This is a genomic window from Mesorhizobium sp. CNPSo 4689 (assembly GCF_057784325.1).
The window spans coordinates 40,114-65,113 of the sequence record NZ_JBWLUZ010000021.1; the positions used below are offsets into that span (position 1 = coordinate 40,114).

Annotated in this window: 24 protein-coding genes and 2 tRNA genes; 19 read left to right on the forward strand and 7 right to left on the reverse strand. The window is 63.9% G+C overall.

Translation table 11 applies throughout. The features are described 5' to 3' along the window. Positions 1–46: 46 nt before the first annotated feature. Together AC04SI_RS22765 and AC04SI_RS22770 are read right to left on the reverse strand one after the other, a co-directional pair. On the reverse strand, positions 47–1,504 hold the full coding sequence (locus tag AC04SI_RS22765) for an NAD-dependent succinate-semialdehyde dehydrogenase (protein WP_404280578.1): 1,458 nt from the start codon (positions 1,502–1,504) through the stop codon (positions 47–49). Between the two features lie 199 nt (positions 1,505–1,703). Then, a complete protein-coding gene (locus AC04SI_RS22770; protein WP_404280577.1) occupies positions 1,704–2,654 on the reverse strand; it encodes an AEC family transporter in 951 nt (316 codons plus the stop codon). Positions 2,655–2,822: 168 nt separating this feature from the next. Here AC04SI_RS22770 and AC04SI_RS22775 point away from each other — a divergent pair, with 168 nt between their 5' ends. From AC04SI_RS22775 to AC04SI_RS22815, 9 genes are all read left to right on the forward strand, one after another. Further along, positions 2,823–3,371, forward strand: a complete 549-nt coding sequence (locus tag AC04SI_RS22775) for a histidine phosphatase family protein (RefSeq protein ID WP_404280576.1) — start codon at positions 2,823–2,825, stop codon at positions 3,369–3,371. A gap of 229 nt (positions 3,372–3,600) precedes the next feature. Next, positions 3,601–3,674: transfer RNA gene (locus tag AC04SI_RS22780), tRNA-OTHER, on the forward strand. Between the two features lies 1 nt (position 3,675). After that, positions 3,676–3,742 (forward strand) — tRNA-Met (locus AC04SI_RS22785). 372 nt (positions 3,743–4,114) lie between these two features. Beyond that, positions 4,115–5,254 carry a slipin family protein gene (locus AC04SI_RS22790; RefSeq protein ID WP_404280575.1) on the forward strand — a complete coding sequence of 380 codons (1,140 nt, stop codon included), beginning with the start codon at positions 4,115–4,117 and terminating at the stop codon, positions 5,252–5,254. Positions 5,255–5,432: 178 nt separating this feature from the next. Continuing rightward, a complete protein-coding gene (locus tag AC04SI_RS22795) occupies positions 5,433–5,714 on the forward strand; it encodes an acyl carrier protein (RefSeq protein WP_006203389.1) in 282 nt (93 codons plus the stop codon). 56 nt (positions 5,715–5,770) lie between these two features. Next, entirely contained in the window at positions 5,771–6,961 is a 1,191-nt protein-coding gene (locus tag AC04SI_RS22800; protein ID WP_488474942.1) for a beta-ketoacyl-ACP synthase, read from the forward strand. A gap of 20 nt (positions 6,962–6,981) precedes the next feature. Continuing rightward, positions 6,982–8,253 carry a beta-ketoacyl-ACP synthase gene (locus AC04SI_RS22805; protein ID WP_404280572.1) on the forward strand — a complete coding sequence of 424 codons (1,272 nt, stop codon included), beginning with the start codon at positions 6,982–6,984 and terminating at the stop codon, positions 8,251–8,253. A gap of 36 nt (positions 8,254–8,289) precedes the next feature. Then, positions 8,290–9,318, forward strand: coding sequence for a zinc-binding dehydrogenase (locus tag AC04SI_RS22810; protein WP_404280571.1), 1,029 nt, complete (start codon positions 8,290–8,292; stop codon positions 9,316–9,318). Between the two features lie 2 nt (positions 9,319–9,320). Next, entirely contained in the window at positions 9,321–10,316 is a 996-nt protein-coding gene (locus tag AC04SI_RS22815; protein ID WP_404280570.1) for a lipid A biosynthesis lauroyl acyltransferase, read from the forward strand. Positions 10,317–10,335: 19 nt separating this feature from the next. On the opposite strand, the gene AC04SI_RS22820 is transcribed toward AC04SI_RS22815, so the two are convergent. Continuing rightward, a complete protein-coding gene (locus tag AC04SI_RS22820) occupies positions 10,336–10,767 on the reverse strand; it encodes a L,D-transpeptidase (RefSeq protein WP_006203384.1) in 432 nt (143 codons plus the stop codon). Positions 10,768–10,988: 221 nt separating this feature from the next. Between AC04SI_RS22820 and AC04SI_RS22825 the strand changes: the two genes are divergently transcribed. The 5 genes from AC04SI_RS22825 (at position 10,989) to AC04SI_RS22845 (ending at position 17,586) form a co-directional block, all read left to right on the forward strand. Next, on the forward strand, positions 10,989–12,269 hold the full coding sequence (locus AC04SI_RS22825) for an acetylornithine deacetylase/succinyl-diaminopimelate desuccinylase family protein (RefSeq protein WP_488474943.1): 1,281 nt from the start codon (positions 10,989–10,991) through the stop codon (positions 12,267–12,269). Positions 12,270–12,416: 147 nt separating this feature from the next. Beyond that, positions 12,417–13,895 (forward strand): ABC transporter substrate-binding protein, encoded by a 1,479-nt coding sequence (locus AC04SI_RS22830; protein WP_488474944.1) that lies wholly within the window; start codon positions 12,417–12,419, stop codon positions 13,893–13,895. A 258-nt stretch (positions 13,896–14,153) separates the two neighbouring features. Further along, positions 14,154–15,101 carry an ABC transporter permease gene (locus AC04SI_RS22835; RefSeq protein ID WP_404280566.1) on the forward strand — a complete coding sequence of 316 codons (948 nt, stop codon included), beginning with the start codon at positions 14,154–14,156 and terminating at the stop codon, positions 15,099–15,101. Continuing rightward, on the forward strand, positions 15,098–15,967 hold the full coding sequence (locus AC04SI_RS22840; RefSeq protein ID WP_488474945.1) for an ABC transporter permease: 870 nt from the start codon (positions 15,098–15,100) through the stop codon (positions 15,965–15,967). The genes AC04SI_RS22835 and AC04SI_RS22840 overlap by 4 nt, the downstream gene beginning before the upstream one ends. Then, positions 15,964–17,586 carry an ABC transporter ATP-binding protein gene (locus AC04SI_RS22845; protein WP_404280563.1) on the forward strand — a complete coding sequence of 541 codons (1,623 nt, stop codon included), beginning with the start codon at positions 15,964–15,966 and terminating at the stop codon, positions 17,584–17,586. The genes AC04SI_RS22840 and AC04SI_RS22845 overlap by 4 nt, the downstream gene beginning before the upstream one ends. 112 nt (positions 17,587–17,698) lie before the next feature. Here AC04SI_RS22845 and AC04SI_RS22850 read toward each other — a convergent pair whose 3' ends face one another. Beyond that, positions 17,699–18,130, reverse strand: a complete 432-nt coding sequence (locus AC04SI_RS22850) for a TerB family tellurite resistance protein (RefSeq protein ID WP_006203377.1) — start codon at positions 18,128–18,130, stop codon at positions 17,699–17,701. Between the two features lie 235 nt (positions 18,131–18,365). Between AC04SI_RS22850 and AC04SI_RS22855 the strand changes: the two genes are divergently transcribed. The 3 genes from AC04SI_RS22855 to AC04SI_RS22865 all read left to right on the forward strand — a co-directional run bounded on the left by AC04SI_RS22855 (position 18,366) and on the right by AC04SI_RS22865 (position 19,945). After that, positions 18,366–18,536 carry a hypothetical protein gene (locus tag AC04SI_RS22855; protein ID WP_006203375.1) on the forward strand — a complete coding sequence of 57 codons (171 nt, stop codon included), beginning with the start codon at positions 18,366–18,368 and terminating at the stop codon, positions 18,534–18,536. A gap of 143 nt (positions 18,537–18,679) precedes the next feature. Then, entirely contained in the window at positions 18,680–19,450 is a 771-nt protein-coding gene (locus tag AC04SI_RS22860; protein ID WP_404280702.1) for a helix-turn-helix domain-containing protein, read from the forward strand. 75 nt (positions 19,451–19,525) lie between these two features. Next, the gene (locus tag AC04SI_RS22865) at positions 19,526–19,945 is read left to right on the forward strand and encodes a VOC family protein (protein WP_404280562.1); all 420 of its coding nucleotides are present in this window, start codon (positions 19,526–19,528) and stop codon (positions 19,943–19,945) included. A gap of 6 nt (positions 19,946–19,951) precedes the next feature. Here the strand turns inward: AC04SI_RS22865 and AC04SI_RS22870 are convergent, their stop codons facing one another. Next, a complete protein-coding gene (locus AC04SI_RS22870; RefSeq protein WP_404280560.1) occupies positions 19,952–21,427 on the reverse strand; it encodes a cobyric acid synthase in 1,476 nt (491 codons plus the stop codon). Beyond that, positions 21,427–22,041: a dimethylsulfonioproprionate lyase family protein gene (locus AC04SI_RS22875; RefSeq protein WP_404280559.1), complete on the reverse strand. Its 615-nt coding sequence runs from the start codon at positions 22,039–22,041 to the stop codon at positions 21,427–21,429. Before AC04SI_RS22875 ends, AC04SI_RS22870 begins: the two co-directional genes overlap by 1 nt. A 144-nt stretch (positions 22,042–22,185) precedes the next feature. On the opposite strand from AC04SI_RS22875, the gene AC04SI_RS22880 reads away from it, so the two are divergent. Continuing rightward, on the forward strand, positions 22,186–23,352 hold the full coding sequence (locus AC04SI_RS22880) for an isobutyryl-CoA dehydrogenase (protein ID WP_404280558.1): 1,167 nt from the start codon (positions 22,186–22,188) through the stop codon (positions 23,350–23,352). Positions 23,353–23,433: 81 nt separating this feature from the next. Next, positions 23,434–24,318, forward strand: coding sequence for a 3-hydroxyisobutyrate dehydrogenase (gene mmsB / locus AC04SI_RS22885; RefSeq protein WP_404280557.1), 885 nt, complete (start codon positions 23,434–23,436; stop codon positions 24,316–24,318). A 282-nt stretch (positions 24,319–24,600) separates the two neighbouring features. On the opposite strand, the gene AC04SI_RS22890 is transcribed toward mmsB, so the two are convergent. Next, positions 24,601–24,966 (reverse strand): hypothetical protein, encoded by a 366-nt coding sequence (locus AC04SI_RS22890; protein ID WP_404280556.1) that lies wholly within the window; start codon positions 24,964–24,966, stop codon positions 24,601–24,603. Positions 24,967–25,000: the final 34 nt, after the last annotated feature.

Here is a 25,000-nt window from a genome sequence, read left to right on the forward strand (position 1 = left end):
GTATCGAAAGGGCAGGCTTGCGCCTGCCCCGCTCTTCCGATGGCTATCAGAAGCCGAGGCCGCCGATGCAGACATATTTGGTGTCGAGATAATCCTCGATGCCCTGATGTCCGCCTTCCTTGCCGAGGCCCGATTCCTTGACGCCGCCGAACGGCGCTTCCGGTGTGGTGATGAGGCCTTCATTGACGCCGACCATACCGTATTTCAGCCCTTCCATGACCCGGAAGGCGCGGCCGAGATCGCCGGTGTAGAAATAGCAGGCAAGGCCGAATTCGGTGTCGTTGGCCAGAGTGACTGCCTCTTCCTCGGTCTCGAATTTGAAGACTGGCGCGACCGGTCCAAATATCTCTTCCTTCATGAAGCGCATCTTCGGCGTCGCGTTCGCGATCACGGTCGGCTGGAAGAACGAGCCGCCGAGCGCATGGCGCTTGCCGCCGGCGACGACCTTGCCGCCCTTGGAGGTCGCGTCGGCGATCAGTTCCTCGACCTTCTCGACCGCCTTCTCGTCGATCAGCGGCCCCTGCTGCACGCCCTCTTCGAGGCCGGAACCGACCTTGAGATTGTCGCTGGCGGCGGCGAGCTTTTCGACGAACTTGTCATAGACGCCGGCCTGAACCAGGAAGCGGTTGGTGCAAACGCAAGTCTGGCCTGAGTTGCGGTACTTGGCGGTGATCGCGCCGGCGACGGCACGCTCGATATCGGCATCGTCGAAGACGATGAACGGCGCATTGCCGCCGAGTTCCATCGACACTTTCTTGACGGTCACCGACGCCTTCTGGATGAGCATCTTGCCGATTTCGGTCGAGCCGGTGAAGGTGATCTTCGACACCAGCGGATTGGCGCAGATCTCGTCGCCGATTTCGGCGGCGGCACCGGTCAGGATGTTGACGACACCCTTTGGGAAGCCGACTTCCTCGGCGAGCGCGCCCCAGGCCAGGCCGGAATAAGGCGTCTGCGTCGCCGGCTTGACCACGGCGGTGCAGCCGGCGGCCAGCGCCGGGCCGAGCTTGCGGGCGAGCATCGAGGACGGGAAATTCCACGGCGTGACGGCGGCGATGACGCCGACCGGCTCCTTGGTCACCAGGATGCGGCGGTCCGCCCACGGCGACGGCACGACGTCGCCATAGGTGCGGCGGCCTTCCTCGGCGAACCAGAGTATGTAGGACGCGGCCGAGCCGATCTCGCCCTTGGATTCGAACAGCGACTTACCCTGCTCGATGGTCAAGAGCTCGGCCAGCACGTCCTGATTATCCATCATCGCGTCATGCAGCTTGCGCAGCAGCTTCGAGCGCTCGAGCGCGGTGGTCTTGCGCCAGGTCTTGAAGGCTTCATGGGCAGCCTCGATGGCGCGGCGGGTCTCCGCCTTGCCCGACTTCGGCACGGTGCCGATCTTGAGGCCGGTGGCCGGATTGTTGACGTCGACCGTCTGGCCGCTGTCGGCCTGCACCCATTCGCCGTTGATGAGATTGGCCTGCCGCATGAAATGGCTGGTTTTCTGAAGCATGGTCTAACCTCCGTTCGGCGCGCGGGCCGGTCGCTGATTTCTTCGGTGGAGCGTGCGCAAAGGCCCTCGAAGCCGGCACGCTGGGGCATTGCTCTTTACCTAGGGCGAGCCCGGCAAGCAATCGCAATATGGCATATAGGGGTTGGGCCAGAGAAGGCGAGAGCACGCCCTCCCGGATTCCGGCCCGAGTGCCCCGGTTTTATCCAAAAATGTGGACCACCACCGTCAGCCAGAAAGCCGTGGTGACCACCGCGCTCGCCGTGGCGATGGTCATCTGGTTCGATGCCAGCGCCTGGCCGGTGTTGAACTGCACGGCGATGAGATAGGTATTGATGCCGGACGGCAGCGCTGCCACCAGGACCGCCACCTTCGCCGTCAAAGGCGGCAGGCCGAACAGCCAGACCAGGCTGAGCACCAGCCCCGGCATCAGGAACAGCTTCAACGCCGACAAAGCGAGCGCCGGCAGGACATTGCCGGAGATGCCGAAGCGGCGCAGGCTGAGCCCCATCGCGAACAGCGCGACCGGCCCTGCCGTGGCGGCCAGCGCATCGACCAGCCGCATGACCAGATCGGGCAGCGGCGCCCCGGTGATGCGCCAGGCAAGCCCCACCAGGATGCCGATGATCAGCGGATTGACGAACAGCCGCCGTAAGAAGCTCTGGATGACGCGCAGCGGATGCACAGGCTCGTTGCCGCCGCGGCCGAACATCTCGAACAGGATGATCGAGGCGGCCATCGTGACCGGCAGGTGAATGGAAACCAGCAGCGACAATACCTCGAACCCGTCCTGTCCAAAAATGCCGAGGATGAAGGGGGCTCCCAGCAGGACCACATTGGAATAGGCCGACGAAACGCCCCCGACCACGCCGGCGCGGGCGTCTCGCCCGAATATCCGCGTGGTGACCAGATGGCCGGCGGCCCAGGTGATGGCGAACGCCGTGAAATAGGCGCCCCACAACGACCATGGCGCGACGCCGTGGAAATCGGACTTCACCATCGTCTGAAGCAAGAGCAGCGGCATCGCCACGTTGATGGCGAATTCGGAAATGCCCTCGCCACTCGCCGGCTTGAGATAGCCGGTGAGCCCGGCCAGATAGCCGAGCGCGACAAGACTGAAGACGAAGAGGACGGTTTCGGTCAGCGGAGACATTTTTCCCGTGATAGGCGAGCCCTGAGTGCGGCGCAATCGCCCTGCCCCTTCCAAACCGCATGGCGCGAAAACGGGGCCCTTTGACCCTCACTTGTCTTTCAGCCGGCTTTGCCGTCCCTATATGCCGGTCACCGGACCACCTGCCGGCGACCGGGAGAAAGATAACTGATGGTTCGATTTCTGTTGGTGCTGCTCCTGCTCGTCGCTCCCGCCACAGCCCACGCGACGGATGCCGGCTGGGCGTTGCTGCGTGACGGCGGACATGTCGTGCTGCTTCGCCACGCCATGGTCACCGGCACCACCGATCCGGCCAATTTAGACATCGCCAAATGCCCGACCCAGCTCAACCTTTCGGCGCGCGGCCAGCAGCAGGCAAGCCGGATCGGTGCGCTGTTCGCCGCCCGCGCCGCCCCGATCGAGCGCGTTCTGTCCAGCCGCTATTGCCGTTGCCTCGACACTGCTCGGATCGCCTTCGAGGCCGATCCGGAGCCCTTCGCGCCGCTTGACCTGCTGAAGACCGATCCGGCGGAGAAGGCCGCGCAGCTCACAGCGGTGATGACCGAGATCCGCGGCTATTCCGGCTCGGACAATCTGGTCCTGGTCACCCATCTGGAGAACATCGTGGCGCTGACCGGCGTGTCGCCGCGCGAAGGCGAAGCGGTGGTGGTCGAGCCGCAGGGCGACGGCTTGCGCGTGCTCGGCCGCGTCACCTTCTGACGGCACCGAAGGCCCTGCCCGGGCGCCGAGCGAGTGTTGCCGAAATGCCACCATCGAGGGAAGCCGCAAATATGCCGCGACAATGCCGCTTGCGACAACCCGTCGCAGGGGCTATAGGCGCGCTCCCGGTCACGAAAACCGAAGCGAGCACAACGGTTGGAGCTTTCGCCTCCGCCCGCGCAGGTGGCTTTGCCGTCCTGTGTACGGCGCCGTTTCGGGGGTTGGGATCGCGGATGTAGCTCAGGGGGAGAGCGCCGGATTTGGGTCCGGAGGTCGCAGGTTCGAATCCTGCTGTCTGCACCACGGATAGCTCAGTTTGGGTAGAGCATCAGACTCATGATCTGACGGTCGAAGGTTCGAATCCTTCTCCAATGGCTGATAGGCCACCACCCTTTCACGGTGTTATCTGAAAAGCGGTCCGGGGACCGGAATGCTGAAGACCTGACGGACGGCCGAAGCCTTCGGGCCGAGACCGCACCGAAGGTCTGACGCCGTCGGCTCGCGGCCAGGCCCGCGGTGACGATCAAGGCGCAGCGCCGCCGGCAAGGGAAGCTTCGGCTTCCGGCGCCCGCTTCGCCGCCCCGCGATCCGCTCCCGAAGGCCCGCCGCGAATTGACGCCACCGGTCCCTGGATCATCGTGCCGGGACGTGAAGCAAGAGACGAAGCGAAACGAGAAACGAAAAGGAAGATCGACGCATGACGTGACGCCTCGCATGGGGCCATGCCCGACAGGAGTAAGACAATGACCATTCTCGATAAGGTTTTGGGACGCGAGCGCGTCCTTGTTAAGGAAAACGAGCGTGCCGTCACCCTCTACAAGGGTGAGATCAAGGCTGTCCTGATGCCGGGCGAGCACTGGCTCGCCAACCGGCGCCAGAGCCTTGAAGTCTCGCGGCACGATCTGAAGAACCCGGAATTCGTTTCGGCGTACGAGAAGGCGTTGTTCGACAAGCTCCCGGATGTGGCCGCGCGTCATTTCACCGTCATTCGCACCGGGCGCACGGATGTCGCCGTCATCGAGCGTGACGGCAACCTCCATGCCGTCCTGGCGCCAGACCGCAAGCTCGTGCTGTGGACGGATGCCGGACCGTGGAAGGTGACGCTGGTCGACACTGCCGCGGAACTGGCGATCGATCCTGCGGTCATGCGCCGGATCGGCCAGGCGCGGAAGACGGAACTGATGTCCGTCCATCCGGTCGTCGACGGCCAGGCCGGACTGCTGTTCGTCGATGGTGTCCTTGTGCGGACGCTCACGGCGGGCGTGCATGCGTTCTGGAACGTCGGACGCATGGTGCAGGTGAAGGTCGTCGACCTCAAGCGCCAGTCGCTCGATGTCGCCGGGCAGGAAGTGCTGACCAAGGATCGCGTCACGATCCGCGTCAACATCGCCGCCGAATACCGGGTCGTCGATCCGGTCAAGGCGGTGAGCGCTGTGAAGGACTTCGCGGAAGCCCTCTACCGCGCCCTGCAGTACGCCTTCCGCAAGACGCTTGGCGCTCTGACGCTCGACCAGATCCTCGAGAAGAAGGTGACGGTCGACGAGGAGGCCGCCGGCAAGGTCCGCGCCGACATGGCCGAGGTCGGGGTCGAGGTCAGCGATATCGCGCTCAAGGATGTCATCCTGCCGGGCGAGATGCGCGAAATCCTCAACCAGGTGGTTTCGGCCGAAAAGCAGGCCGAGGCCAACGTCATCCGCCGTCGCGAGGAGACGAACGCGACGCGTTCGCTGCTCAACACGGCCCGGGTGATGGCCGAGAACCCGGTGATGCTGCGTCTGAAGGAGCTCGAGGCTCTGGAGACCATCGCCGGAAAGGTCGAGCGGCTGACCGTCCACAACGGAACGGGCGGGCTGCTGAACGACCTGGTCAAGCTCCGCGATTGAGCTGACCTTGCGTCAAATGGGAAGGGCCGCCGGACAAACCGGCGGCCCTTCTTGTCTTTGCAAGGGAGGCATCCCATCTGCGCCCGGCGTATCAGGCCTTTTCCTGCCCGGAAAAACCGATTAGACAGCGCCCAAACAAGATGCGGACAGATTCCGCCCGCAACCGAAGGAAGAGCCCTTGTCCACCACGTTCGACAAAGTCGCCAAGATCATTGCCGACACCAGCGAGATCGATATCGAGACGATCACGCCCGAAAGCCACACCATCGACGATCTCGGCATCGACAGCCTCGATTTCCTCGACATCGTCTTTGCCATCGATAAGGAATTCGGCATCAAGGTGCCGCTGGAGAAGTGGACGCAGGAGGTCAATGACGGCAAGGCCTCGACCGACGATTACTTCGTCATGAAGAACCTGTGCGCCAAGATCGACGCGCTGGTCGCCGCCAAGACCGCCTGACGTCAGTTGAGCGCGTGACCTTGACGCGCTCTGCCGCCTAACCCACAAAGCCGCCCATGAGCAGCCCCCGCGACGTCGTCATCACCGGCATCGGCCTTGTCTCTTCGCTGGGAGAAGGTCCGGATGCGCACTGGCAGAAGCTCGCCCAGCCGGGCCTGCAGCCGGTGCTGGAGGCCGCGCGCTTTGCGCCCTACACCATCCACCCGCTGCCCGACATCGACTGGAACCTGCAGATCGCCAAGCGCGGCGACCAGCGGCAGATGGAGACCTGGCAGCGGCTCGGCACCTATTCCGCCGGCCTGGCGCTGGACGATGCCGGCATCAAGGGCAATGACGAGCTCTGCGCGACCATGGACATGGTGGTGGCCGCCGGCGGCGGCGAGCGCGACGAGGCGGTCGATGCCGCGATCCTCGCCGCTTCGGAAAGCCGCAACGACCGCGACGTGCTGCTCAACGAGAAACTGACCACCGAATTGCGCCCGACCTTGTTCCTGGCGCAATTGTCCAACCTGCTCGCCGGAAACATCTCCATCGTCCACAAGGTTACCGGTTCGTCGCGCACTTTCATGGGCGAGGAAGGTGCCGGCGTCGCCGCGGTCGAGACGGCCGCAGCGCGCATCCGCTCGGGACAGTCGACGCATGTGCTGGTTGGCGGCGCCTTCCAGACCGAACATTCCGACATGCTGCTCGGCTACGAGCTGGCCGGCTATTTGCATCGCGGCGCCTGGAAACCAGTCTGGCAAAGACAGGGCGGCGAAGGCGGTGGCGTGGTTACCGGCTCCGGCGGCGCCTTCCTGGTGCTGGAGCAGCGCGAGCACGCTGAAAGCCGTGGGCGCAAGATCTACGCCGAACTCGGCCACATCGTCTCCGGACGCGCCAGGCGGCGGCTGGGCGAACTCGACGCCGAGATCGCCACACTGCTCAACCAGACTGCATTGCCTGACGGTGAATTGCTGGTGATGTCAGGTGCTTCCGGCGCTCATGCCGCCACCGCCGCCGAGAAAGCAACTTTCGGCGCCCATCCGGCGATTGCAGCGCGCGCGTTCTCAACGCTGACCGGCCACATGAAGGAAGCGCAGTTCCCCTTCGCGGTGGCGCTGGCAGCGCTGGCCGTCGACCGCAAGGCCGCCTATCCCGCCTTCGATGCCACGGTCGAAAAGCCGTTCGGTGGCGTTCCCAGATCCGTGCTTGCAACGGCGATCGGCTATCACCAATTCGAGGGCATGGGGCTGGTAAAAGCCGCCTGAGCTACGACCTAGGACAAAACATGGCCAATCTAAACGATCACATGGGCAGGCCAATCGTCGCCGTCACCGGTATCGGCGTGGTGACGTCGCTCGGCGTCGGCAAGGCCGACAACTGGGCGGCACTCACATCGGGCAAATCCGGCATCCATCCGATCACCCGCTTTCCGGTCGATCACCTGAACACCCGCATCTCCGGCATGGTCGACTTCCTGCCGTCGAGCTCGCAGGGCTCCAGCCCCCTCACCTACGAGCTGGCCGAAACCGCCGCGCGTGAAGCAGTCGCGGAAGCAGGCCTCGATTCCGCCGATTTCGGCGGACCGCTTTTCCTCGCCTCGCCGCCGGTCGAGCTCGACTGGGCTGATCGCTTTTCGCTCTACAATTCCGACAAGCAGGACGCCGGCGCCGAAAGACTACTGCGCGTGGCGCGCGCGCTGAAGGAACTCGACATCTTCGAGACAACGCAGTTCGGCTCGATCGCCGACCGGCTGGCGGACAGGTTCGGCACCCGCGGCCTGCCGATCACGCTGTCGACCGCTTGCGCCTCGGGCGCCACCGCCATCCAGCTCGGCGTCGAGGCGATCCGCCGCGGCGAATGCGACAAGGCGCTGTCGATCGGCGCCGACGGCTCGGCGACTGCCGAGGCGCTGATCCGTTTCTCGCTGCTGTCGGCGCTGTCCACCCACAACGACATCCCGGAAAAGGCCTCAAAACCCTTCTCCAAGGATCGCGACGGTTTTGTGCTCGCCGAAGGCTCCGGCGCGCTGGTGCTGGAATCGCTGGAGGCCGCACTTGCCCGAGGCGCCACCATTCTCGGCATCATGCGCGGCTGCGGCGAGAAGGCCGACGATTTCCACCGCACTCGCTCGAAGCCCGACGGTTCGCCGGCGATCGCGGCGGTGCGCGCCGCGCTCGCCGATGCCGGCCTTGGCGAGGACGAGATCGACTACGTCAACGCGCACGGCACTTCGACGCCGGAAAACGACAAGATGGAGCATTTGTCGCTGTCGACCGTCTTCGGCGAACGGATCGGCTCGATGCCGATCTCGTCGAACAAGTCGATGATCGGCCACACGCTGTCGGCCGCCGGCGCCGTCGAGGCGGCATTTTCGCTGATGACGATGCGCGAAAGCGTCATTCCGCCGACCATCAACTACGACAATCCCGATCCGGCGATCGTGCTCGACGTTGTACCGAACAAGAAGCGCAATGCCGAGGTTGGCACCGTCCTGTCGAATTCCTTCGGCTTCGGCGGCCAGAACACTTGCCTTGTCATGGCGCGGGAACCGGTCTAAGCGAGCGCTTTCCGCTCAACAGAACCGACAGACTCCATGCGCGCACTGCAACTTATCGAGGACCGCCGCCTTGAAACGGTGGACCTGCCGCCTCCCCCGCCGCCCTCGCTCGGCGAGGTAACGCTGCGCATCAAGGCCGTGGCGCTGAACCACATCGACGTCTGGGGCTGGCGCGGCATGGCCTTCGCCAAGCGCAAGCTGCCGCTGGTCGTCGGCGCCGAGGCCTCCGGCGAGGTCGAGGCCGTCGGCCCCGGCGTATCCAGCCTCCTGCCCGGACAATTGGTGTCGATCTATGGCGCGCGCACTTGCGGCCTTTGCCGCGCCTGCCGCGAAGGCCGCGACAATCTCTGCGAGCATGTCTCCGGTGTGCACGGCTTCCACCTGGATGGCTTCGCGCAGGAGAAGATCAACCTGCCGGCACGGCTTCTGGTCCCTGCTCCGCCCGGGGTGAGCGAGATCGGCGCCGCTGTCGCGCCTGTCACCTTCGGCACGGTCGAGCACATGCTGTTCGACAATGCCAGGCTGCAGCCGGGCGAAACGATCCTCGTCCATGCCGGAGGCTCGGGCATCGGTTCCGCCGCCATCCAGCTGGCGAAGAAGATGGGCTGCACCGTGATCACCACGGTCGGCTCGAACGACAAGATCGACAAGGCGAAGGCGCTCGGCGCCGACCATGTCATCAACTACCGCGACGACCGTTTCGAGGGTGTCGTGCGCAAGCTGACCAAGAAGAAGGGCGTCGACGTCGTGTTCGAGCATGTCGGCGCCGACACCTTTGCCGCCTCGATGCTGTGCCTGAAGCGCGGCGGGCGCCTGGTCACTTGCGGCTCTACGTCGGGCGTGTCGACGCAAATCAATTTGATGCAGCTTTTCCAGCAGCAGCTGAAGCTGCTCGGCTCGTTCGGCTGCCGCATGGAGAATATGGCCGACGCCATGCAGAAGATGGCGGCGGGCCTCGTCGCGCCGGTGATCGACACCGAAGTCGGCTTCGACGACATCGATGACGCGCTGAAGCGCATGGAAGGCCGCGACGTGTTCGGCAAGATCATCCTGCGCGTCGACTAGGAATGGTCGGCAGAGCCTTCAAGAAAGTCCGCAGGGACCTGGCGTTTCGCTACGGCCGGCGGCTTCGCCAGATGGAGCACTGGCTGGTCGCGCGCGTCGCGATGACGATCATTTCGCTGCTGCGCTTGCTGCCGCCCGACAGTGCGCTCAACTTCGCCGACCGCGTCGCTCGCCGCATCGGTCCATTGGTCGGGCGCCACCGCGTCGCGACCAGTAATCTGCGCCTCGCCTATCCCGAGAAGAGCGATGCCGAGATCGAGGCCATCGCCTTGGACATGTGGGGCAACATGGCCCGCCTTGCGGCCGAGTACATCTTCCTCGACGCGCTTTTCGACTACGACCCGAAAGCGACGACGCCCGGTCGGGTCGAGGTCCGCGGCGTCGAGCATTTCCTTGAGATCGCCGGCGAAGACAAGCCGCACATCTTGTTCACCGGCCATCTCGGCAATTTCGAACTTTTGCCGGTGGCTGCCGCCACCTTCGGCATGAAGATCACGGCGCTGTTTCGTCCGCCCAACAATCCCTATCTGGCCGACTACATCCATTCGACCCGCCGTTCGACGATGGGGGCCTTGCTGCCGTCTTCCACCGGCGCTTCATTCGCACTCGCCGCGATCCTGGAAAACGGCGGCAATATCGGCGTGCTGGTCGACCAGAAATTCTCGAGCGGGCTGGAAACGACCTTCTTCGGCCGCCCGTGCCAGAGCAATCCGGTGCTGGGCATGCTGGCCCGCCACTATGACTGCGACGTCTATCCGGCGCGCTGCGTGCGGCTACCGGGCAACCGGTTCCGCCTCGATATCGAGGACAAGCTGACCTTGCCGCGCACCGCGGGTGGCAGCGTCGACGTGCCGGCCACCACCCAGCTACTCGCCGATGTGGTCGAGCGCTGGGTGCGCGAGGATCCGGGACAGTGGATGTGGTTCCACAAGAGGTGGGAGATCAGCGGCCGGCGTCGCCGCCAGCGCGGGCGGGCAATGGACGCTGCCCGCCAGTAACCACAAGCGTCTGCCCGGACTAGTCGGTGACGACGATCCGTGTGTTGCCGTAACCGGCTTCCCGCACCATCGAGTAGAAGGTCGCGGCATTGGCCGTGTGCAGGCGCACGCAGCCATGCGAGGCCGGGCGCCCAAGATACTTCACAGCACCCGTGCCGTGGATGGCGTAGCCACCGCGGAAGAACACCGAATAGGGCATCGGCGACATGTCATATTTGCGCGAATACCACATCCGCGCCGTCCATTGCGGGCGGTACTTGCCGCGCGGCGTGATGTAACCCTTGCGGGCGGTGGACACGCTCCACCGGTAAACCACCTGACCATAACGGCTGACGGTCATCGTCTGCGAAGATATGTCGATGTTGGCTACGAGAGCGGCTGCCTTGCTTTCGATTGAAGTGCCGAACAGCGCCGTTGCCAGTATCGCCGCCATGAGAACGGTCTTTTTCATGCGATCAAACCCCTTTGATTGCCCTTGCCCGCTGCCATCACGCTGTTTTTCATGCTTTTAATAGCAGGTGAATGAAGTAACACACACTCATTGATAAATTCGCCAATCTAAAGCAGCGAATTTGAACGATTTTCCCGTCATAGTTGCCGCTGTGACACGCAGTTTCAGCGGCTTCAGCATCATGCTTGCAAAATGACCCGGTTCGCTGCTCAACTCCGGAAATGAACGAACGACTCCTGAAGGCCGTCGACGCTCGGGTCGACGACCTGATTGCACTGACCGCCGAGCTGATCCGCTTTCCGACCATTAATCCGCCCGGCGAGGCCTACAGGCCGTGCGCGGAATACATTGGTGCGCGGCTGAAGAAGCACGGCTTCGAAACCGAGTTCATCCGCGCCGAAGGCACACCCGGCGACACCGACCGCTATCCGCGTGTCAATGTCGTCGCCCGTTTCGACGGCCGCTCGCCCGGCGCCTGTGTGCATTTCAACTCGCATATCGATGTCGTCGAGGCCGGCGACGGCTGGAGCGTCGATCCCTTCGCCGGCCTGGTGAAGGACGGCAAGGTCTATGGCCGCGGCGCCTGCGACATGAAGGGGGGCCTGGCTTCCTCGATTATCGCCGCCGAAGCCTTCATGGAGGTCTTCCCGGACTTTCCCGGCGCCATCGAGATCTCGGGCACCGTCGACGAAGAATCCGGCGGCTTCGGCGGCGTCGCCCACCTGGCCAAGCTCGGCTATTTCTCGAAGCCCAGGGTCGACCACGTCATCATTCCGGAGCCGCTGAACAAGGACCGCATCTGTCTCGGCCATCGCGGCGTCTGGTGGGCGGAGATCGAGACCAAGGGCGAGATCGCGCATGGCTCGATGCCGTTCCTCGGCGACAATGCGGTGCGCCACATGGGCGCCGTGCTGCAGGCCTTCGAGGATGAATTGTTTCCCGCACTTGACCGCAAGATGACGCGCATGCCGGTGGTGCCCGAGGGCGCCAGGCGCTCGACCATGAACATCAATTCGATCCATGGCGGCCAGACCGAGGATTTCCGGCCTGGGCTGCCCTCACCCAACGTGCCCGATTCCTGCCGGCTGACCATCGACCGCCGCTTCCTGCTCGAAGAGGATCTTGCCACGGTCAAGAGCGAAGTGACCGATATCCTCGAGCGGCTGAAGCGGGAGCGCAAGAAATTCGACTACGAGATCCGCGACCTGATGGAGGTGCTGCCGCTGATGACCGAGCGCGACGCACCGGTGGTCAAGGCGGTGGCGCAGGGGATCATGGCGATCTTCGACCGCGAGCCAGACTATGTGATCTCGCCCGGCACCTACGACCAGAAGCACGTTGCCCGCATCGGCCACATCTATGACTGCATCGCGTACGGTCCGGGCATTCTCGATCTCGCGCACCGGCCCGACGAATGGGTCGGCATTGCCGATATGGTGGAGTCGGCCAAGGTGATGGCGATCGGGCTCAACGTGCTGCTGCGCGGCACGGCAACGGGATGATCCGGCGACAAAGAGGTCAGCGCCGATCGACGACGCGATCCGAGGAAAAACATTCCCCCTGGCGCTGCCCGGCAGCACGAAACGCAATTTACTCCACCTCGAAATCACGCTTCTATCCACCCGGTTTGAGCATATGGGAGTTGCACGATGAAATTGTGGAAAACCATTCTTGCCGCTGCGGCCCTGGCGCTTGCCGCCAGCACCTCGTCATTTGCCGCGCGCACCGACCTGGTCATCGGCATTCCGCTCGAACCCCCGCATCTCGACCCGACCGCGGGCGCCGCGGCGGCGATCGACGAAGTGCTCTACGCCAACGTGTTCGAGGGCCTGACCCGCATCGGCCCAAGCGGCGAGGTGCTGCCTGATCTCGCAGAGAGCTGGGCCATTTCCGATGACGGCACGGTCTACACCTTCAAGCTGCACACTGGCGTGAAATTCCACGACGGCACCGACTTCAATGCGGACGACGTAAAATTCTCGCTCGACCGCGCCAGAGCCGACAATTCTGTCAATGCGCAGAAGGGCCTGTTCGCGGCCATAGACAAGGTCGACGTGGTCGACCCGGCGACCGTGAAGGTGACGCTAAAGAACCCTCAAGGCTCCTTCCTCTACAATATGGGCTGGGGCGACGCGGTGATGGTGGCGCCGGAGTCCGCCGACACCAACAAGGAAAAGCCCATCGGCACCGGTCCGTTCAAGTTCCAGAGCTGGGCCAAGGGGTCGTCGATCACGCTGGTCAAATCGGACAATTACTGGGGCGCGCCTGTAGCCCTCGACAAGGCCGAGTTCCGCATCGTTCCGGACGCCGCGGCCGCCGTGCCGGCACTGCTTTCCGGCGACATCCAGGCCTTCCCGTTCTTCGATCCCGACAGCGTCGCCCAGGTCAAGGACGATCCGCGCTTCAAGGTGGTGATCGGCTCGACCGAGGGCGAGACCATCCTGTCGATCAACAACAAGAAACCGCCTTTCGACAAGCTGCAGGTCAGGCAAGCGATTTCCTACGCGCTCGACCGCAAGGCGATCATCGACGGCGCCTCGGCCGGCCTCGGCGTGCCGATCGGCTCGCATATGTCGCCAGCCAACAAGGACTATGTCGACCTCACCGGCCGCTATCCGCATGATGTCGCCAAGGCCAAGGAACTCTTGAAGGAGGCCGGCCTCGAGAACGGCTTCAAGGCAACACTGAAATTGCCGCCGCCCTCCTATGCGCGGCTCGGCGGCGAGATCATCGCCTCGGAGCTTCGCGATGTCGGCATCGATCTGGAGATCATTCCGGTCGAATGGGCGCAGTGGCTGGAACAGGTGTTCACCAAGAAGGACTACGACCTGACCATCGTTTCGCACACCGAGCCCAACGACATCGATATCTATTCGCGCAAGGACTACTACTTCAACTACGACAATCCGGCCTTCGACAAGATCATCGCCGATCTCAACCTCACCTCCGACGAGGCCAAGCGCAAGGAGCTTCTGGGACAGGCCCAGAAGATCCTCGCCGATGATGCCGTGGTCGGTTTCCTCTATGAATTGCCGAAGGTTGGTGTCTGGGACGCCAAGCTGCAGGGGCTGTGGGAAAACGCACCGATCCAGGCGAATGATCTCACCAAGGTGAAGTGGAGCGAGTGAGGCTCTCTGGATTTCGTCATCCTCGGGCGAAGCAGCGAGCGAAGCGAACTGCGTAGACCTAGGATCCATTCCGTGACCTGAGAGCGTCGCCGCGATGCAGAATCTGGGAGACTTTGAGGTGGAGATAGGGAGAGGCAACGCCCGTTCCGGACCGTCGCGCTCTTCGGCTGCTGTCACGGCATGGATCCTGGGGTCTTCGCGACGTCGCTTCGCTCCTGCTCCGCCCCAGGATGACGAAGCTACGCTCGCCCGCGTTCCATGACCGCCTACCTCCTAAAACGCCTCATCATCGCTCTCGCCACGCTGGTGCTGGCCTCCATGGTGGTGTTCGCCGTGCTTGAGATCATCCCCGGCGATCCGGCGCGGCTGATGCTGGGCCTGAACGCCAGCGCCGACCAGGTCGAGGTGCTGCGCAACCAGATGGGCCTCAACGCGCCGCTGGCCTTGCGCTATCTGCACTGGGCCGGCGGCTTGCTTAGCCTCGATTTCGGCCGCTCTTACACCTATTCGGTGCCTGTCATCGATCTCGTGCGCGAGCGCATCGTCGTCTCGCTGCCGCTGGCGCTGATCGCGCTCGCGCTCTCCACAATCATCGCCATTCCGGTTGGGCTCTATTCCGCCAGCCGGCGCGGGCGGGCCGGCGATGCGATTGCCATGGGCGCCACGCAGTTCGGCGTTGCCGTACCGAACTTCTGGTTCGCGCTGATGCTGATCTACCTCTTTGCCGTCTGGCTGCGACTGGTGCCGGCCGGAGGCTTTCCGGGCTGGAGTGCCGGTGTCTGGCCGGCATTGAAATCGCTGCTGTTACCGGCCGTAGCACTAGCGCTGCCGCAGGCGGCGATCCTCGCCCGTGTCGCCCGCTCGGCACTGATCGAGGTGCTCAACGAGGACTACATCCGAACCGCCCGCGCCAAGGGCCTGCCCTACCGTGCCGTGCTCTGGCGGCATGCGCTGCGCAATGCCATGATCCCAGTGCTGACCATTCTCGGCTTGCAGTTCGCGTTTTTGCTCGCCGGCACCATCATCATCGAGAATGTCTTCTACCTGCCCGGTCTCGGACGGCTGGTGTTCCAGGCGATCACCCAGCGCGACCTGATCGTCGTCGAAAGCGTCGTCATGCTGCTGGTCGCCGCCGTCATTGCCGTCAACCTCCTTGTCGACCTCTCCTACGCGGTGGTCGATCCGCGCCTGAGAAGCCGGCAATGACGCTGCACGTCGACATCCCCGAAGAGACGCTTGCCAGAATTCTGGCCAAGGCGTTCCGCAATCGATCGTTTCTCATCGGCCTCATCATCACTGCCCTGGTGGCGGCGGTGGCGATCCTCTCCTATGTCTGGACGCCCTACGACGTCACCAGACTGGTGATATCAGACAAGACGCAAGGCCCGTCGCTGACGCACTGGTTCGGCACCGATCATTTCGGCCGCGACATCCTGTCGATGATCATGGTCGGCGCCCGCAACTCGATCGCCGTGGCGCTTGTCGCTGTCGGCATCGGCATGGGTGTCGGCGTGCCGCTCGGCGCCTTCGCCGCCGCGCGCGGCGGCCTTGTCGACGAAGTGCTGATGCGCATGAACGATCTCGTCTTCGCCTTCCCGGCCCTGCTGTCGGCGATCATGATCACCGCCATCTTCGGGCCGGGCGCCATCAACGCCATCATCGCCATCGGCATCTTCAACATCCCGGTGTTTGCGCGCGTGGCGCGGGCTGGCGCGCTGGCGATCTGGCCGCGCGAATTCATCCTCGCCGCGCGCGCCGCCGGCAAAGGCAGCACGCTGATCACCATCGAACATATCCTGCCCAACATCGCCACGCTGCTCCTGGTGCAAGGCACCATACAGTTCGCGCTCGGCATCCTCGCCGAAGCCGGGCTTTCCTATGTCGGCCTCGGCGCCCAGCCGCCGATGCCGAGCTGGGGCCGCATGCTGTTCGACGCCCAGACCCGCATGGTGGTGGCGCCGTGGATGGCGATCTTCCCTGGCATGGCGATCGTCGTCACCGTGCTTGGCCTCAATCTGCTCGGCGACGGTATCGCCGACATCCTCGACCCGAAATCGCGGCGGCAGCGATGAGCCTGCTCGAGATCGAGAACCTCTCGCTGGCGATCGGCGACACGCCGATCCTGAAGGGTGTCGAGCTTTCCGTCCCGCCCGGCGAGGTGATAGGCCTGGTCGGCGAATCTGGCTCAGGCAAGTCGATGACGGCGCTAACAGTGATGCAGCTCCTGCCTTTCGCGGCGCGCGCCACTGGACGCGTCACCTTCGATGGCATCGACATTCTCGCCGCCAGCGAAGACCAGATGTGCGCGCTGCGCGGCGACGACATCGGCATGGTGTTCCAGGAGCCGATGACCGCGCTCAACCCGGTCAAGACCATCGGCGAACAGGTGGCCGAAGGCATCCGCTGGCACACAAGGTCAAGCCGCGCCGAGGCCGAGGACCGGGCGCGAAAAATGCTCGACCGGGTCGGCCTGCCGGCAGCACTTTTCCCGCTGTCGCGCTATCCGCACGAACTCTCCGGCGGCCAGCGTCAGCGTGTCGTCATCGCCATCGCCTGTGCGCTGAAGCCGAAGCTTTTGATCGCCGACGAGCCGACGACGGCCCTCGACGTGGTGCTGCAAGCGCAGATCCTCGATCTCTTGCGCGACCTTGTCGCAGAAAACCGCATGGGCCTGCTGCTGATCTCGCACGATCTCGCGGTGGTGACGGAGATGGCAGATCGCATCACCATCCTGCGCCATGGCGAGGTGATGGAGGCAGGCGATACCGCGCGCACGCTTTCCGAGCAGCTCCACCCCTACACACGCCAATTGGCGCAGGCCTCCATGCATGTGCCCGCGCGCCCCAGAGTGCATGAGGCCGGTCAGGGCAAGCCGCTGCTTCAGGTCGAAGGCGTGACGCGCGATTACCCGGGACGGCGCATGTCCCTGTTCAAACGCGCCACACCGGTCCGAGCCGTCGACGACGTGTCCTTGTCGATGGCGCCGGGCCAGTCGGTGGCACTGGTCGGGCGCTCCGGCTGCGGCAAGTCCACGCTCGCCCGCATGATACTGGCGCTGGACAAATCGACTTCGGGAACGATCCGCTTTCGCGGCGAGACCATCACCGGCAAGAGCGAGGTGGAACTTAAGCCGTCGCGGCGCGACATGCAGGTGGTGTTCCAGGATCCTTACGGCTCCTTCGACCCGCGCCAGAAGGTCGAGAAACTCGTGGCCGAACCGCTGCATGTGCTGGACAAGAAGCCAGCGCCCGCGGAGCGCCGCGAGATGGTGGCGCATGCGCTGCACGAGGTCGGGCTCGGCCCGCGAGACATGGACAAATACCCGCATGAATTTTCCGGCGGCCAGCGCCAGCGCCTGTCGATCGCCCGCGCCATCATCACCCGTCCGAAACTGGTGGTTGCCGACGAGCCGGTCTCGGCGCTCGACGTCTCGATCCGCGCCCAGATACTCGACCTGTTCGCCGAGCTCAATCAGAAGCTCGGCATCGCCTATCTGTTCATCACCCACGACCTGACTGTCGCCCGCGCCATCACCGACGAGGTGCTGGTAATGCATGACGGCAGGATCGTCGAGCGCGGCAAGACGAGCGAGGTGCTGGACCATCCGCAATCGGAGGCGGCCAAGGCCCTGATCGCCGCAGCGCCCGATCTGCATCGGGCGATCGCGCGGCGGTTGCAGGAACAGGGGTGAGCGACCGGTTCGCGAAGCGAATTCATCGTGCCGGTGGCACGATGAAAGGTCAGCGAACGCCGGGACGCTGCGAAGCAGCGGGGACCCGGCCGGGCGACCGTCAAGACAAAGCCTATTCTTCCGGCTTCACCACATCGACAGGGCTGATGTCGAGCAGGTCGAGCGTGCGGCGCAACAGCCGCACCTCACTCTCGGCCAGTTGCGAGTCGGCCTTCGCGATCTCGGCCATATGGCGGGCGAGCAGCTTGCGCCGCTCGACGTCGAGGTCGCGGAATTGCGCAACGGCCTGCGAGCCGTTGGTCTCGTAGCCGAACTCGTTGAGATACTCGATGACGTTGTCGATGCTGGCCTCGGGAATGCCAAAGGCCTCCTTGCAGATGCGGCGGAAGGCGACCATTTCGCTCTCTGAGACCGACCCATCGGCCAGGATCATGCGAAACAGCATCAAGAGTTCCGCTGACAGCACCGGGTCGTCGGCGACCTTGCGCACACCGGGATCGCCTTCGAAGATCGAGCGTATCTGGTCAAGCAATGCGAACGCCATCAGAGCCCCTTTTCCGATTCTTGTAGAATAGGTAGCGCGGAATCGGCCTTGCGCAAACGGGGTAGCAGTGGTCGAACGCGCACAATTCTTTCGCCGGGCGAAATCCTCCTCGCCCCGCATGGCGTTCGCGATAAAGCGCCCAGCCGACGCGGCGAACCCGCTGCGCACCTTGATTGGTGTATGACCCCGCGCCTGTTAGAATGCCGGCGTACGAATCATGTTGGAGGAGCCACACATGAATCTTAGTGCACCTACTCAGCTTATTTTCATTATAGCCCTTGTTATCGCCATCATCGGCGTTCTCGCCGCTCTTGGCGTTCTTGCGTTCATTCCCCTCGCATCAGTTTGGATCGTGCTCATCGCCTACATCGTGCTTGCCGGCGGCTGCATGATGCGCGGCGCCTAGGCACTTCAAGATCTCAGGTAACCGCGAAGCGCCCGGTCCCAAACCGGGCGCTTTTGATTTTGACGCATGGTCTGCTAGTTTCCTTTGCCGGAGGAGACGCCGTGGCCACCGATAGTGAAGAGCCTGATCCGAGCCGATTCGAGATGGTGCGTCGCCTGCCCGGCCCGCAGCTTCAGGGCGCGGTCACCGACATGTGCGGCTACCGCGAGACGATTTCAAGCCATTTCCGCAGCGTCGAATATGCCTCGCTGACCGTGCCGCTGGTCATCAGCTTCGCCGAGCCTTTCGCCATCGGTCTGGGCAAGAACCCCGGCGACAACGACCGCTTCGCCAGCTTTGCCGCCGGCCTTTTTGCCGGGCCGGTGGTGATCGAATCCTTCGGCGGCGCCTGCTGCGTGCAGATCAATTTCACGCCGCTCGGCGCCCGCCGTTTCTTTGGCCAGCCGATGAGCGAATTGACTGACCGCATGGTTGGCCTCGACGATGTGCTTGGCCTCGAGGGCATCACGCTGCGCGAAAGGCTCGGCGATGCGCGGGATTGGAACGCTCGCTTTGCCATAGCCGAGAGCTTCGTCGCTGCCCGGTTGGCTTCGACGGATCCCATGCAGGCCGAAATCGGCTGGGCCTATGACAGCATCATCGCCTCCGGCGGGCGCACCCGCGTCGCCACGCTGGCCGGAAGACTGGGCTGGAGCCGCAAGCACCTTGCGGGAAAGTTTTCCGACGCGGTCGGCGTCGGCCCGAAGACACTGTCGCGCATCGTCCGCTTCAACCGCGCGCTTGGCCTGTCGAGACAGGACAAAAGCGATTGGGCCGACATCGCCGCCGATTGCGGCTATGCCGACCAGGCGCATCTGGTGCGCGAGTTCCGCGACCTCGCCGGCGAGACGCCGACCGCAATCGCCGCCGGGTAACATTTCTTCAAGACGCCGCAGCGACCTTTGCCCAGACTGGGTTATCGACCAACCCTAGTTGAAGGAGGTTCCCCAATGCCCACGACCAGCGAAGCGTCCCGGCTCTACCCTGCCCTGCGTTACAAGAACGCAGCAAAAATGATCGACTGGCTCGGCGATGCGTTCGGCTTCACCGTTCGCGCCCGCTATGGCGAGGGTGACGTCGTGCACCACGCCGAACTCGTCTTCGGCTCCTCGATGATCATGCTGGGCACCGCGCGCGACGACGATTACGGCAAGATGGTTGGCGAGCCGGGCTCAGGCGGTGGCAAATCGATCTACGTCGCCGTCGACGATGCCGACGTCGCCTATGCCAAGGCCAAAAAGGCTGGCGCCACGATCATACAGGAACTTGTTGACCGCGATTACGGCAGCCGCGAATTCATCTGCCGCGATCCCGAAGGCAATGTCTGGTCCTTCGGCACCTACTGGCCGAAGGCCGGCGAAAAGGCGTAGGCAGCTCTAACGAGCCAGCGCAAAAATCGCGTCGCAGTCGAGATGGCTTTCCAGTTCGGCGGCGACCTCGTCCAGCGCCCGTTCGACCTCGGCGCGATAGTCTATGCCGCCGCCCCTGACGCCGAGGCTTTCCAGGAATCTTGCCCGGAAGGCGTCGGCGGAAAACAGCCCGTGCAGATAGGTGCCCATCACCTTGCCGTCGGCGGAAACCGCTCCGTCCTCGACACCATTGATGATTGCCGAAGGTCGCGCCATGTCCGGACCGGTGGTGCGGCCGAGATGGATCTCGTAACCTTCCAGCGGCAGGTCGAACTGTACCGACCGGGCGCTGGAATTGCGCACGATCTTTTCCGGCTCCATCACCGTTTCGAAGTCGAGCAAGCCAAGGCCCTCTGTTTCGGTGACGCTGCCTTCAATTCCGTCGGGATCGCGCACCATGCGGCCCAACATCTGAAAGCCACCGCAGATGCCGACGACATGGCCACCGCGTTTGCGGTGGGCGAGAAGATCGAGGTTCCAACCATTCTCGCGGAATTTGATGAGGTCGGCGATCGTCGACTTGGAGCCGGGAATGACCACCAGCCCGGCGTCCTCCGGGAGCCGCTGTCCGGGCGGCACGAACACGACCTCGACCTGCGGTTCGGCCTTAAGCGGATCGAGGTCGTCGAAGTTGGCGATGCGGCCAAGCATCGGCACGGCGACCTTCAGCGCCCGCTTCTCGCCCGATGCCAGCCGTTCGAGCACAACTGAATCCTCCGAAGGCAACCGCGTTGCCGCCTTCAGCCACGGCACGACGCCGAAGCATGGCCAGCCGGTGAATTTTTCGATCGCCTTGATGCCATCATCGAACAGCGAGACATCGCCGCGGAACTTGTTGATGAGGTAGCCGACGATCATGCGCCGGTCCTCTTCCGGCAGGATCAGATGCGTGCCGGCGACCGAGGCGATGACGCCGCCGCGGTCGATGTCGCCGACCAGGATCACCGGCACGTTGGCGCGCGTCGCAAAGCCCATATTGGCGATGTCGCGGCTGCGAAGATTGATTTCGGCCGGCGACCCCGCGCCCTCGACGATGACGAGGTCGGCGCCCTCGCCGACCTTGGCCCAGGACTCCAGCACAGCCTCCATTAGCCGGCCCTTCATGGCCTGGTAGTCGCGCGCCCTGGCCTCGCCGAACACTTTGCCCTGCACCACCACCTGCGAGCCGATATCGGTCTGCGGCTTGAGCAGCACCGGGTTCATGTGGACAGACGGCGCAACACCGCAGGCGATCGCCTGCAGCCACTGCGCGCGGCCGATCTCGCCGCCACCGGCATTGTTGTCGCCGGGAATGTCGGCGACGGCGGCGTTGTTGGACATGTTCTGCGGCTTGAACGGCCGCACCTTCAGCCCGCGTTTCTTCGCCGCGCGGCACAGGCCCGCCACCAGCACGGTCTTGCCGACATTAGAGCCGGTGCCTTGCAGCATGATTGCCCTGGCCATCACGCCCTGCCCTGCGCAACGGTGCCGGGAATGGTCGACTTCTGCGCCAGCGGCCCGCCGCGCCAGATATAGAGCGCCAGCAGCGGCTCCTCGGCCGTGCGCATGGCGTGGCTGACATTCGAGGCATGGTGGATCACCTCGCCGGCCTCGCGAACCTCAAAGCCGCCCTCACCCATGCGCCATTCCGTGCCGCCGGTCAGCGGAACGTAGATCTCCTCGGCAATGTGATGGTGGTCGGGATAGACGATGCCAGGCCCAAGGATCAGCAGACCGGCCGCGACCTCGTCATTGATGAAATGGCCGCGCGTGCCGAACACCTCCAGCCAGCCATATTTTTCCAGGAATGTCGCGCCGAAATCGGTCACGCTGTAGGTCTGCCCCCAGCGGAATTCGTTCCGGCGCCGGGCCAGCAGCCGCGTCAACGGCCTGGCGTCGGCCGGAGCAAGCTCGACAATACGGTCGAGGTAGCGAAGGCAAGGCAGCGCATGCGGCGCCAGTGCACGGGCCGGCATGTTCCACTCGATCCGCGCCACCGCTTCCCGCACCAGCGGGCTGTCCACCGTGTCCAGATAGCCACGGAAGCTATCGAGGAGGTCATCGAAATTTGTCGGCACGCTATGCTCCGCTGATCCATTCGCGCACAGCCGCTGCGCAGCAGGCTGGGTTGCGCGGCGGCATCATTGGTCTAGATTGAGCGGCGCGCAAAGCCAAAAACGACAGGCCAGCAGACTACTGGCCAAGGACACAGGGAGCACGCCATGGACGCCGCGGTCGATGCGAGCACCAGCCAGTTCGAACTCAACGAGGAGCAGCGCGCCATCCAGGAGATGGCGCAAGCCTTCGCCACCGACCGCGTCGCGCCGAACGCGCTTGACTGGGACCGGGCGAAACATTTCCCCGCCGATGTGATCCGCGAGACAGGCCCACTCGGCCTTGGCGGTATCTATGTTCGCGACGATGTCGGTGGCTCGGCTTTGGGGCGGCTCGATGCAGTGCTGATCTTCGAGGCGCTGTCGCGTGCCGACCCGGCCTTTTCCTCCTTCATCTCGATCCACAACATGGTTGCGTCGATGATCGACCGCTTCGGCAGCGAGGAGCAGCGCCAGCGCTACCTGCTGAAACTGACCTCAATGGAGTGGCTGGCCAGCTACTGCCTGACCGAACCAGGTTCAGGCTCGGACGCAGCAGCGCTTAAGACGCGCGCGGCGAAGCGCGGCGACGGCTATGTGCTCAACGGCGCCAAACAGTTCATCTCCGGCGCCGGCGACAGCGACCTCTATGTCGTCATGGCGCGCACCGGCGCCGATGGACCAAAGGGCATCTCTAGCTTCGTCGTGCCCAAGGATGCGCCGGGCCTTTCCTTCGGCGCCAATGAGCACAAGATGGGTTGGCACATGCAGTCGACCCGCCAGGTCATCTTCGAGGACTGCAAGGTGCCGGCGGAAAACCTGCTGTCGACTGAGGGCGCCGGTTTCGGCATCGCCATGGCCGGCCTCGATGGCGGCCGGTTGAACATCGCCGCCTGTTCGCTCGGCGGCGCGCAATCGGCGCTCGACAAGGCGCTCGCCTACACCGCGGAACGCAAGGCCTTCGGCTCGAAGATCAACCAGTTCCAGGCGCTGCAGTTCAAGCTCGCCGACATGGAGACCGAGCTGCAGGCGGCCAGGATGTTCCTCTACACCGCCGCCTCGAAGCTCGACCGCAAGGCACCCGACGCCGGAAAATGGTCGGCCATGGCCAAGCGCTTCGTCACCGACACCGGCTTCAATGTCGCCAACGACGCCCTACAACTGCATGGCGGCTACGGCTATTTGCACGACTACGGCATCGAGAAGCTGGTGCGCGACCTGCGCGTCCACCAGATCCTCGAAGGCACCAACGAGATCATGCGGGTCATCATCGCCCGCGCGCTGATCGGCCGCTGACGCCAATGCATGTCGCCCAAAAGTGCGCAGCGGTTTTGGGATAACGACATGCATCAAAACAAAAGACCGGGAGACATTTCGATGACCACCATCGCCTTCATCGGCCTCGGCAACATGGGCAATCCGATGGCCGCCAATTTGGTCAAGGCTGGGCATGCGGTGCACGGCTTCGACCTGCTGCCGGAGAACCTCACCGTCGCCAGGGAGCATGGCGTCGTCATCATGGCCAACGCGATTGCCGCGGTGAAGGACGCCGATGCGGTCATCACCATGCTGCCGGCCGGCAAACATGTGCTGTCGGTCTATGAGGACATCGCACCCAAGGCGAAGAAAGGCGCGCTGTTCATCGATTCCTCGACCATCGACGTCGAGTCGGCGCGCAAGGCGCATGCCATCGCAAGCAAGCATGGGCTGGCGTCGATCGACGCACCGGTCTCCGGCGGCACCGGCGGCGCCGCTGCCGGCACACTGACCTTCATGGCCGGCGGCTCGCACGACGCATTCGCGGCAGCCGAGCCGATCCTCAAGCCGATGGCCGGCCGCGTCGTCCATTGCGGCGGCGACGGCGCCGGACAGGCGGCAAAGATCTGCAACAACATGATCCTCGGCATCTCTATGATCGGCGTTGCGGAAGCCTTCGTGCTGGCGGAAAAACTCGGGCTCTCGCATCAGGCGCTGTTCGATGTCGCGTCGACCTCGTCGGGCCAGTGCTGGTCGCTGACCAGCTACTGCCCGGTGCCCGGCCCGGTTCCGGCGTCACCTGCCAACCGCGACTACAAGCCCGGCTTTGCCGCCGCACTCATGCTGAAGGATCTGAAGCTGTCGCAGGAGGCCGCCCAAGGCGCCGGCGCAGTGACGCCGCTCGGTGCCGAGGCGACGCAGCTCTACGCGCTGTTCAATGCGCAGGGGCATGCTGGCGCCGATTTTTCCGGCATCATAAATTTCCTGCGCGGCAATTCTAATTAAGTTTCGAATTTCACAGGACTTTTCTCGCCTTTTCCGGTGGAACGACCGCAAATTTAGATTTGCTTAAGTTCTCGATAACCGGCCGGTAACGATGTGCCTATAAAACGGACAGCGAGGCGGACATATCGCATCCGCCCGGCGCTCCGGATCAGGTCTCGCGTACCGGAGCCCGTAAGTTTCGCATGTGTTCTTGTAGCGAAACGCCATGCGTATCTGGCAAAGCCGCGTTCCCGGTGGGGCGCGGTTTTTGCGTTTGGGTACCACTCATCCGCTTTGTACAGGTCAAGTCTTTGCCGACAGCCGGTGAAAATTCGCCTTTACGGCACGGCTGGCCGGCTTCAGCGCAGCGCTAAACGATCGCTCAGCGGCGATAGCGTTGAACAGCGATGGCATGCGGTCAGAAAAAACTTCCGGCCAGAAGTGCGCCGTGGATTGCAACAGCGCCATTTGCGCGGCAAACGCGCCTTTGGCAATCGCGGCCGCTTTTTCATGAATGGCGCGAGCGGTCTCGGTCCCCCAGGCTTGGCCATTTCGCACATCTGCCGCCATCAGTGGCAGCCGCATCGCCGCCACCAGCGGCGCCAGCATCAGATCCTGGCCTATCGCGGCCGCTTCCAACGCCCGTCGGCTCTTGCCGGTTTTTGTCATGAAAATCGTTGCCCCAACTGCAGCCGGTGTGGCC

Excerpts from the sequence above, each read along its gene's own strand:
- AC04SI_RS22765 (WP_404280578.1), bottom strand. The coding sequence starts at position 1,504 with ATGCTTCAGAAAACCAGCCATTTCATGCGGCAGGCCAATCTCATCAAC.
- AC04SI_RS22770 (WP_404280577.1), bottom strand. The coding sequence starts at position 2,654 with ATGTCTCCGCTGACCGAAACCGTCCTCTTCGTCTTCAGTCTTGTCGCG.
- AC04SI_RS22775 (WP_404280576.1), top strand. The coding sequence starts at position 2,823 with ATGGTTCGATTTCTGTTGGTGCTGCTCCTGCTCGTCGCTCCCGCCACA.
- AC04SI_RS22790 (WP_404280575.1), top strand. The coding sequence starts at position 4,115 with ATGACCATTCTCGATAAGGTTTTGGGACGCGAGCGCGTCCTTGTTAAG.
- AC04SI_RS22800 (WP_488474942.1), top strand. The coding sequence starts at position 5,771 with ATGAGCAGCCCCCGCGACGTCGTCATCACCGGCATCGGCCTTGTCTCT.
- AC04SI_RS22805 (WP_404280572.1), top strand. The coding sequence starts at position 6,982 with ATGGCCAATCTAAACGATCACATGGGCAGGCCAATCGTCGCCGTCACC.
- AC04SI_RS22810 (WP_404280571.1), top strand. The coding sequence starts at position 8,290 with ATGCGCGCACTGCAACTTATCGAGGACCGCCGCCTTGAAACGGTGGAC.
- AC04SI_RS22815 (WP_404280570.1), top strand. The coding sequence starts at position 9,321 with ATGGTCGGCAGAGCCTTCAAGAAAGTCCGCAGGGACCTGGCGTTTCGC.
- AC04SI_RS22820 (WP_006203384.1), bottom strand. The coding sequence starts at position 10,767 with ATGAAAAAGACCGTTCTCATGGCGGCGATACTGGCAACGGCGCTGTTC.
- AC04SI_RS22825 (WP_488474943.1), top strand. The coding sequence starts at position 10,989 with ATGAACGAACGACTCCTGAAGGCCGTCGACGCTCGGGTCGACGACCTG.
- AC04SI_RS22830 (WP_488474944.1), top strand. The coding sequence starts at position 12,417 with ATGAAATTGTGGAAAACCATTCTTGCCGCTGCGGCCCTGGCGCTTGCC.
- AC04SI_RS22835 (WP_404280566.1), top strand. The coding sequence starts at position 14,154 with ATGACCGCCTACCTCCTAAAACGCCTCATCATCGCTCTCGCCACGCTG.
- AC04SI_RS22840 (WP_488474945.1), top strand. The coding sequence starts at position 15,098 with ATGACGCTGCACGTCGACATCCCCGAAGAGACGCTTGCCAGAATTCTG.
- AC04SI_RS22845 (WP_404280563.1), top strand. The coding sequence starts at position 15,964 with ATGAGCCTGCTCGAGATCGAGAACCTCTCGCTGGCGATCGGCGACACG.
- AC04SI_RS22850 (WP_006203377.1), bottom strand. The coding sequence starts at position 18,130 with ATGGCGTTCGCATTGCTTGACCAGATACGCTCGATCTTCGAAGGCGAT.
- AC04SI_RS22855 (WP_006203375.1), top strand. The coding sequence starts at position 18,366 with ATGAATCTTAGTGCACCTACTCAGCTTATTTTCATTATAGCCCTTGTT.
- AC04SI_RS22860 (WP_404280702.1), top strand. The coding sequence starts at position 18,680 with ATGGTGCGTCGCCTGCCCGGCCCGCAGCTTCAGGGCGCGGTCACCGAC.
- AC04SI_RS22865 (WP_404280562.1), top strand. The coding sequence starts at position 19,526 with ATGCCCACGACCAGCGAAGCGTCCCGGCTCTACCCTGCCCTGCGTTAC.
- AC04SI_RS22870 (WP_404280560.1), bottom strand. The coding sequence starts at position 21,427 with ATGGCCAGGGCAATCATGCTGCAAGGCACCGGCTCTAATGTCGGCAAG.
- AC04SI_RS22880 (WP_404280558.1), top strand. The coding sequence starts at position 22,186 with ATGGACGCCGCGGTCGATGCGAGCACCAGCCAGTTCGAACTCAACGAG.
- mmsB (WP_404280557.1), top strand. The coding sequence starts at position 23,434 with ATGACCACCATCGCCTTCATCGGCCTCGGCAACATGGGCAATCCGATG.
- AC04SI_RS22890 (WP_404280556.1), bottom strand. The coding sequence starts at position 24,966 with ATGACAAAAACCGGCAAGAGCCGACGGGCGTTGGAAGCGGCCGCGATA.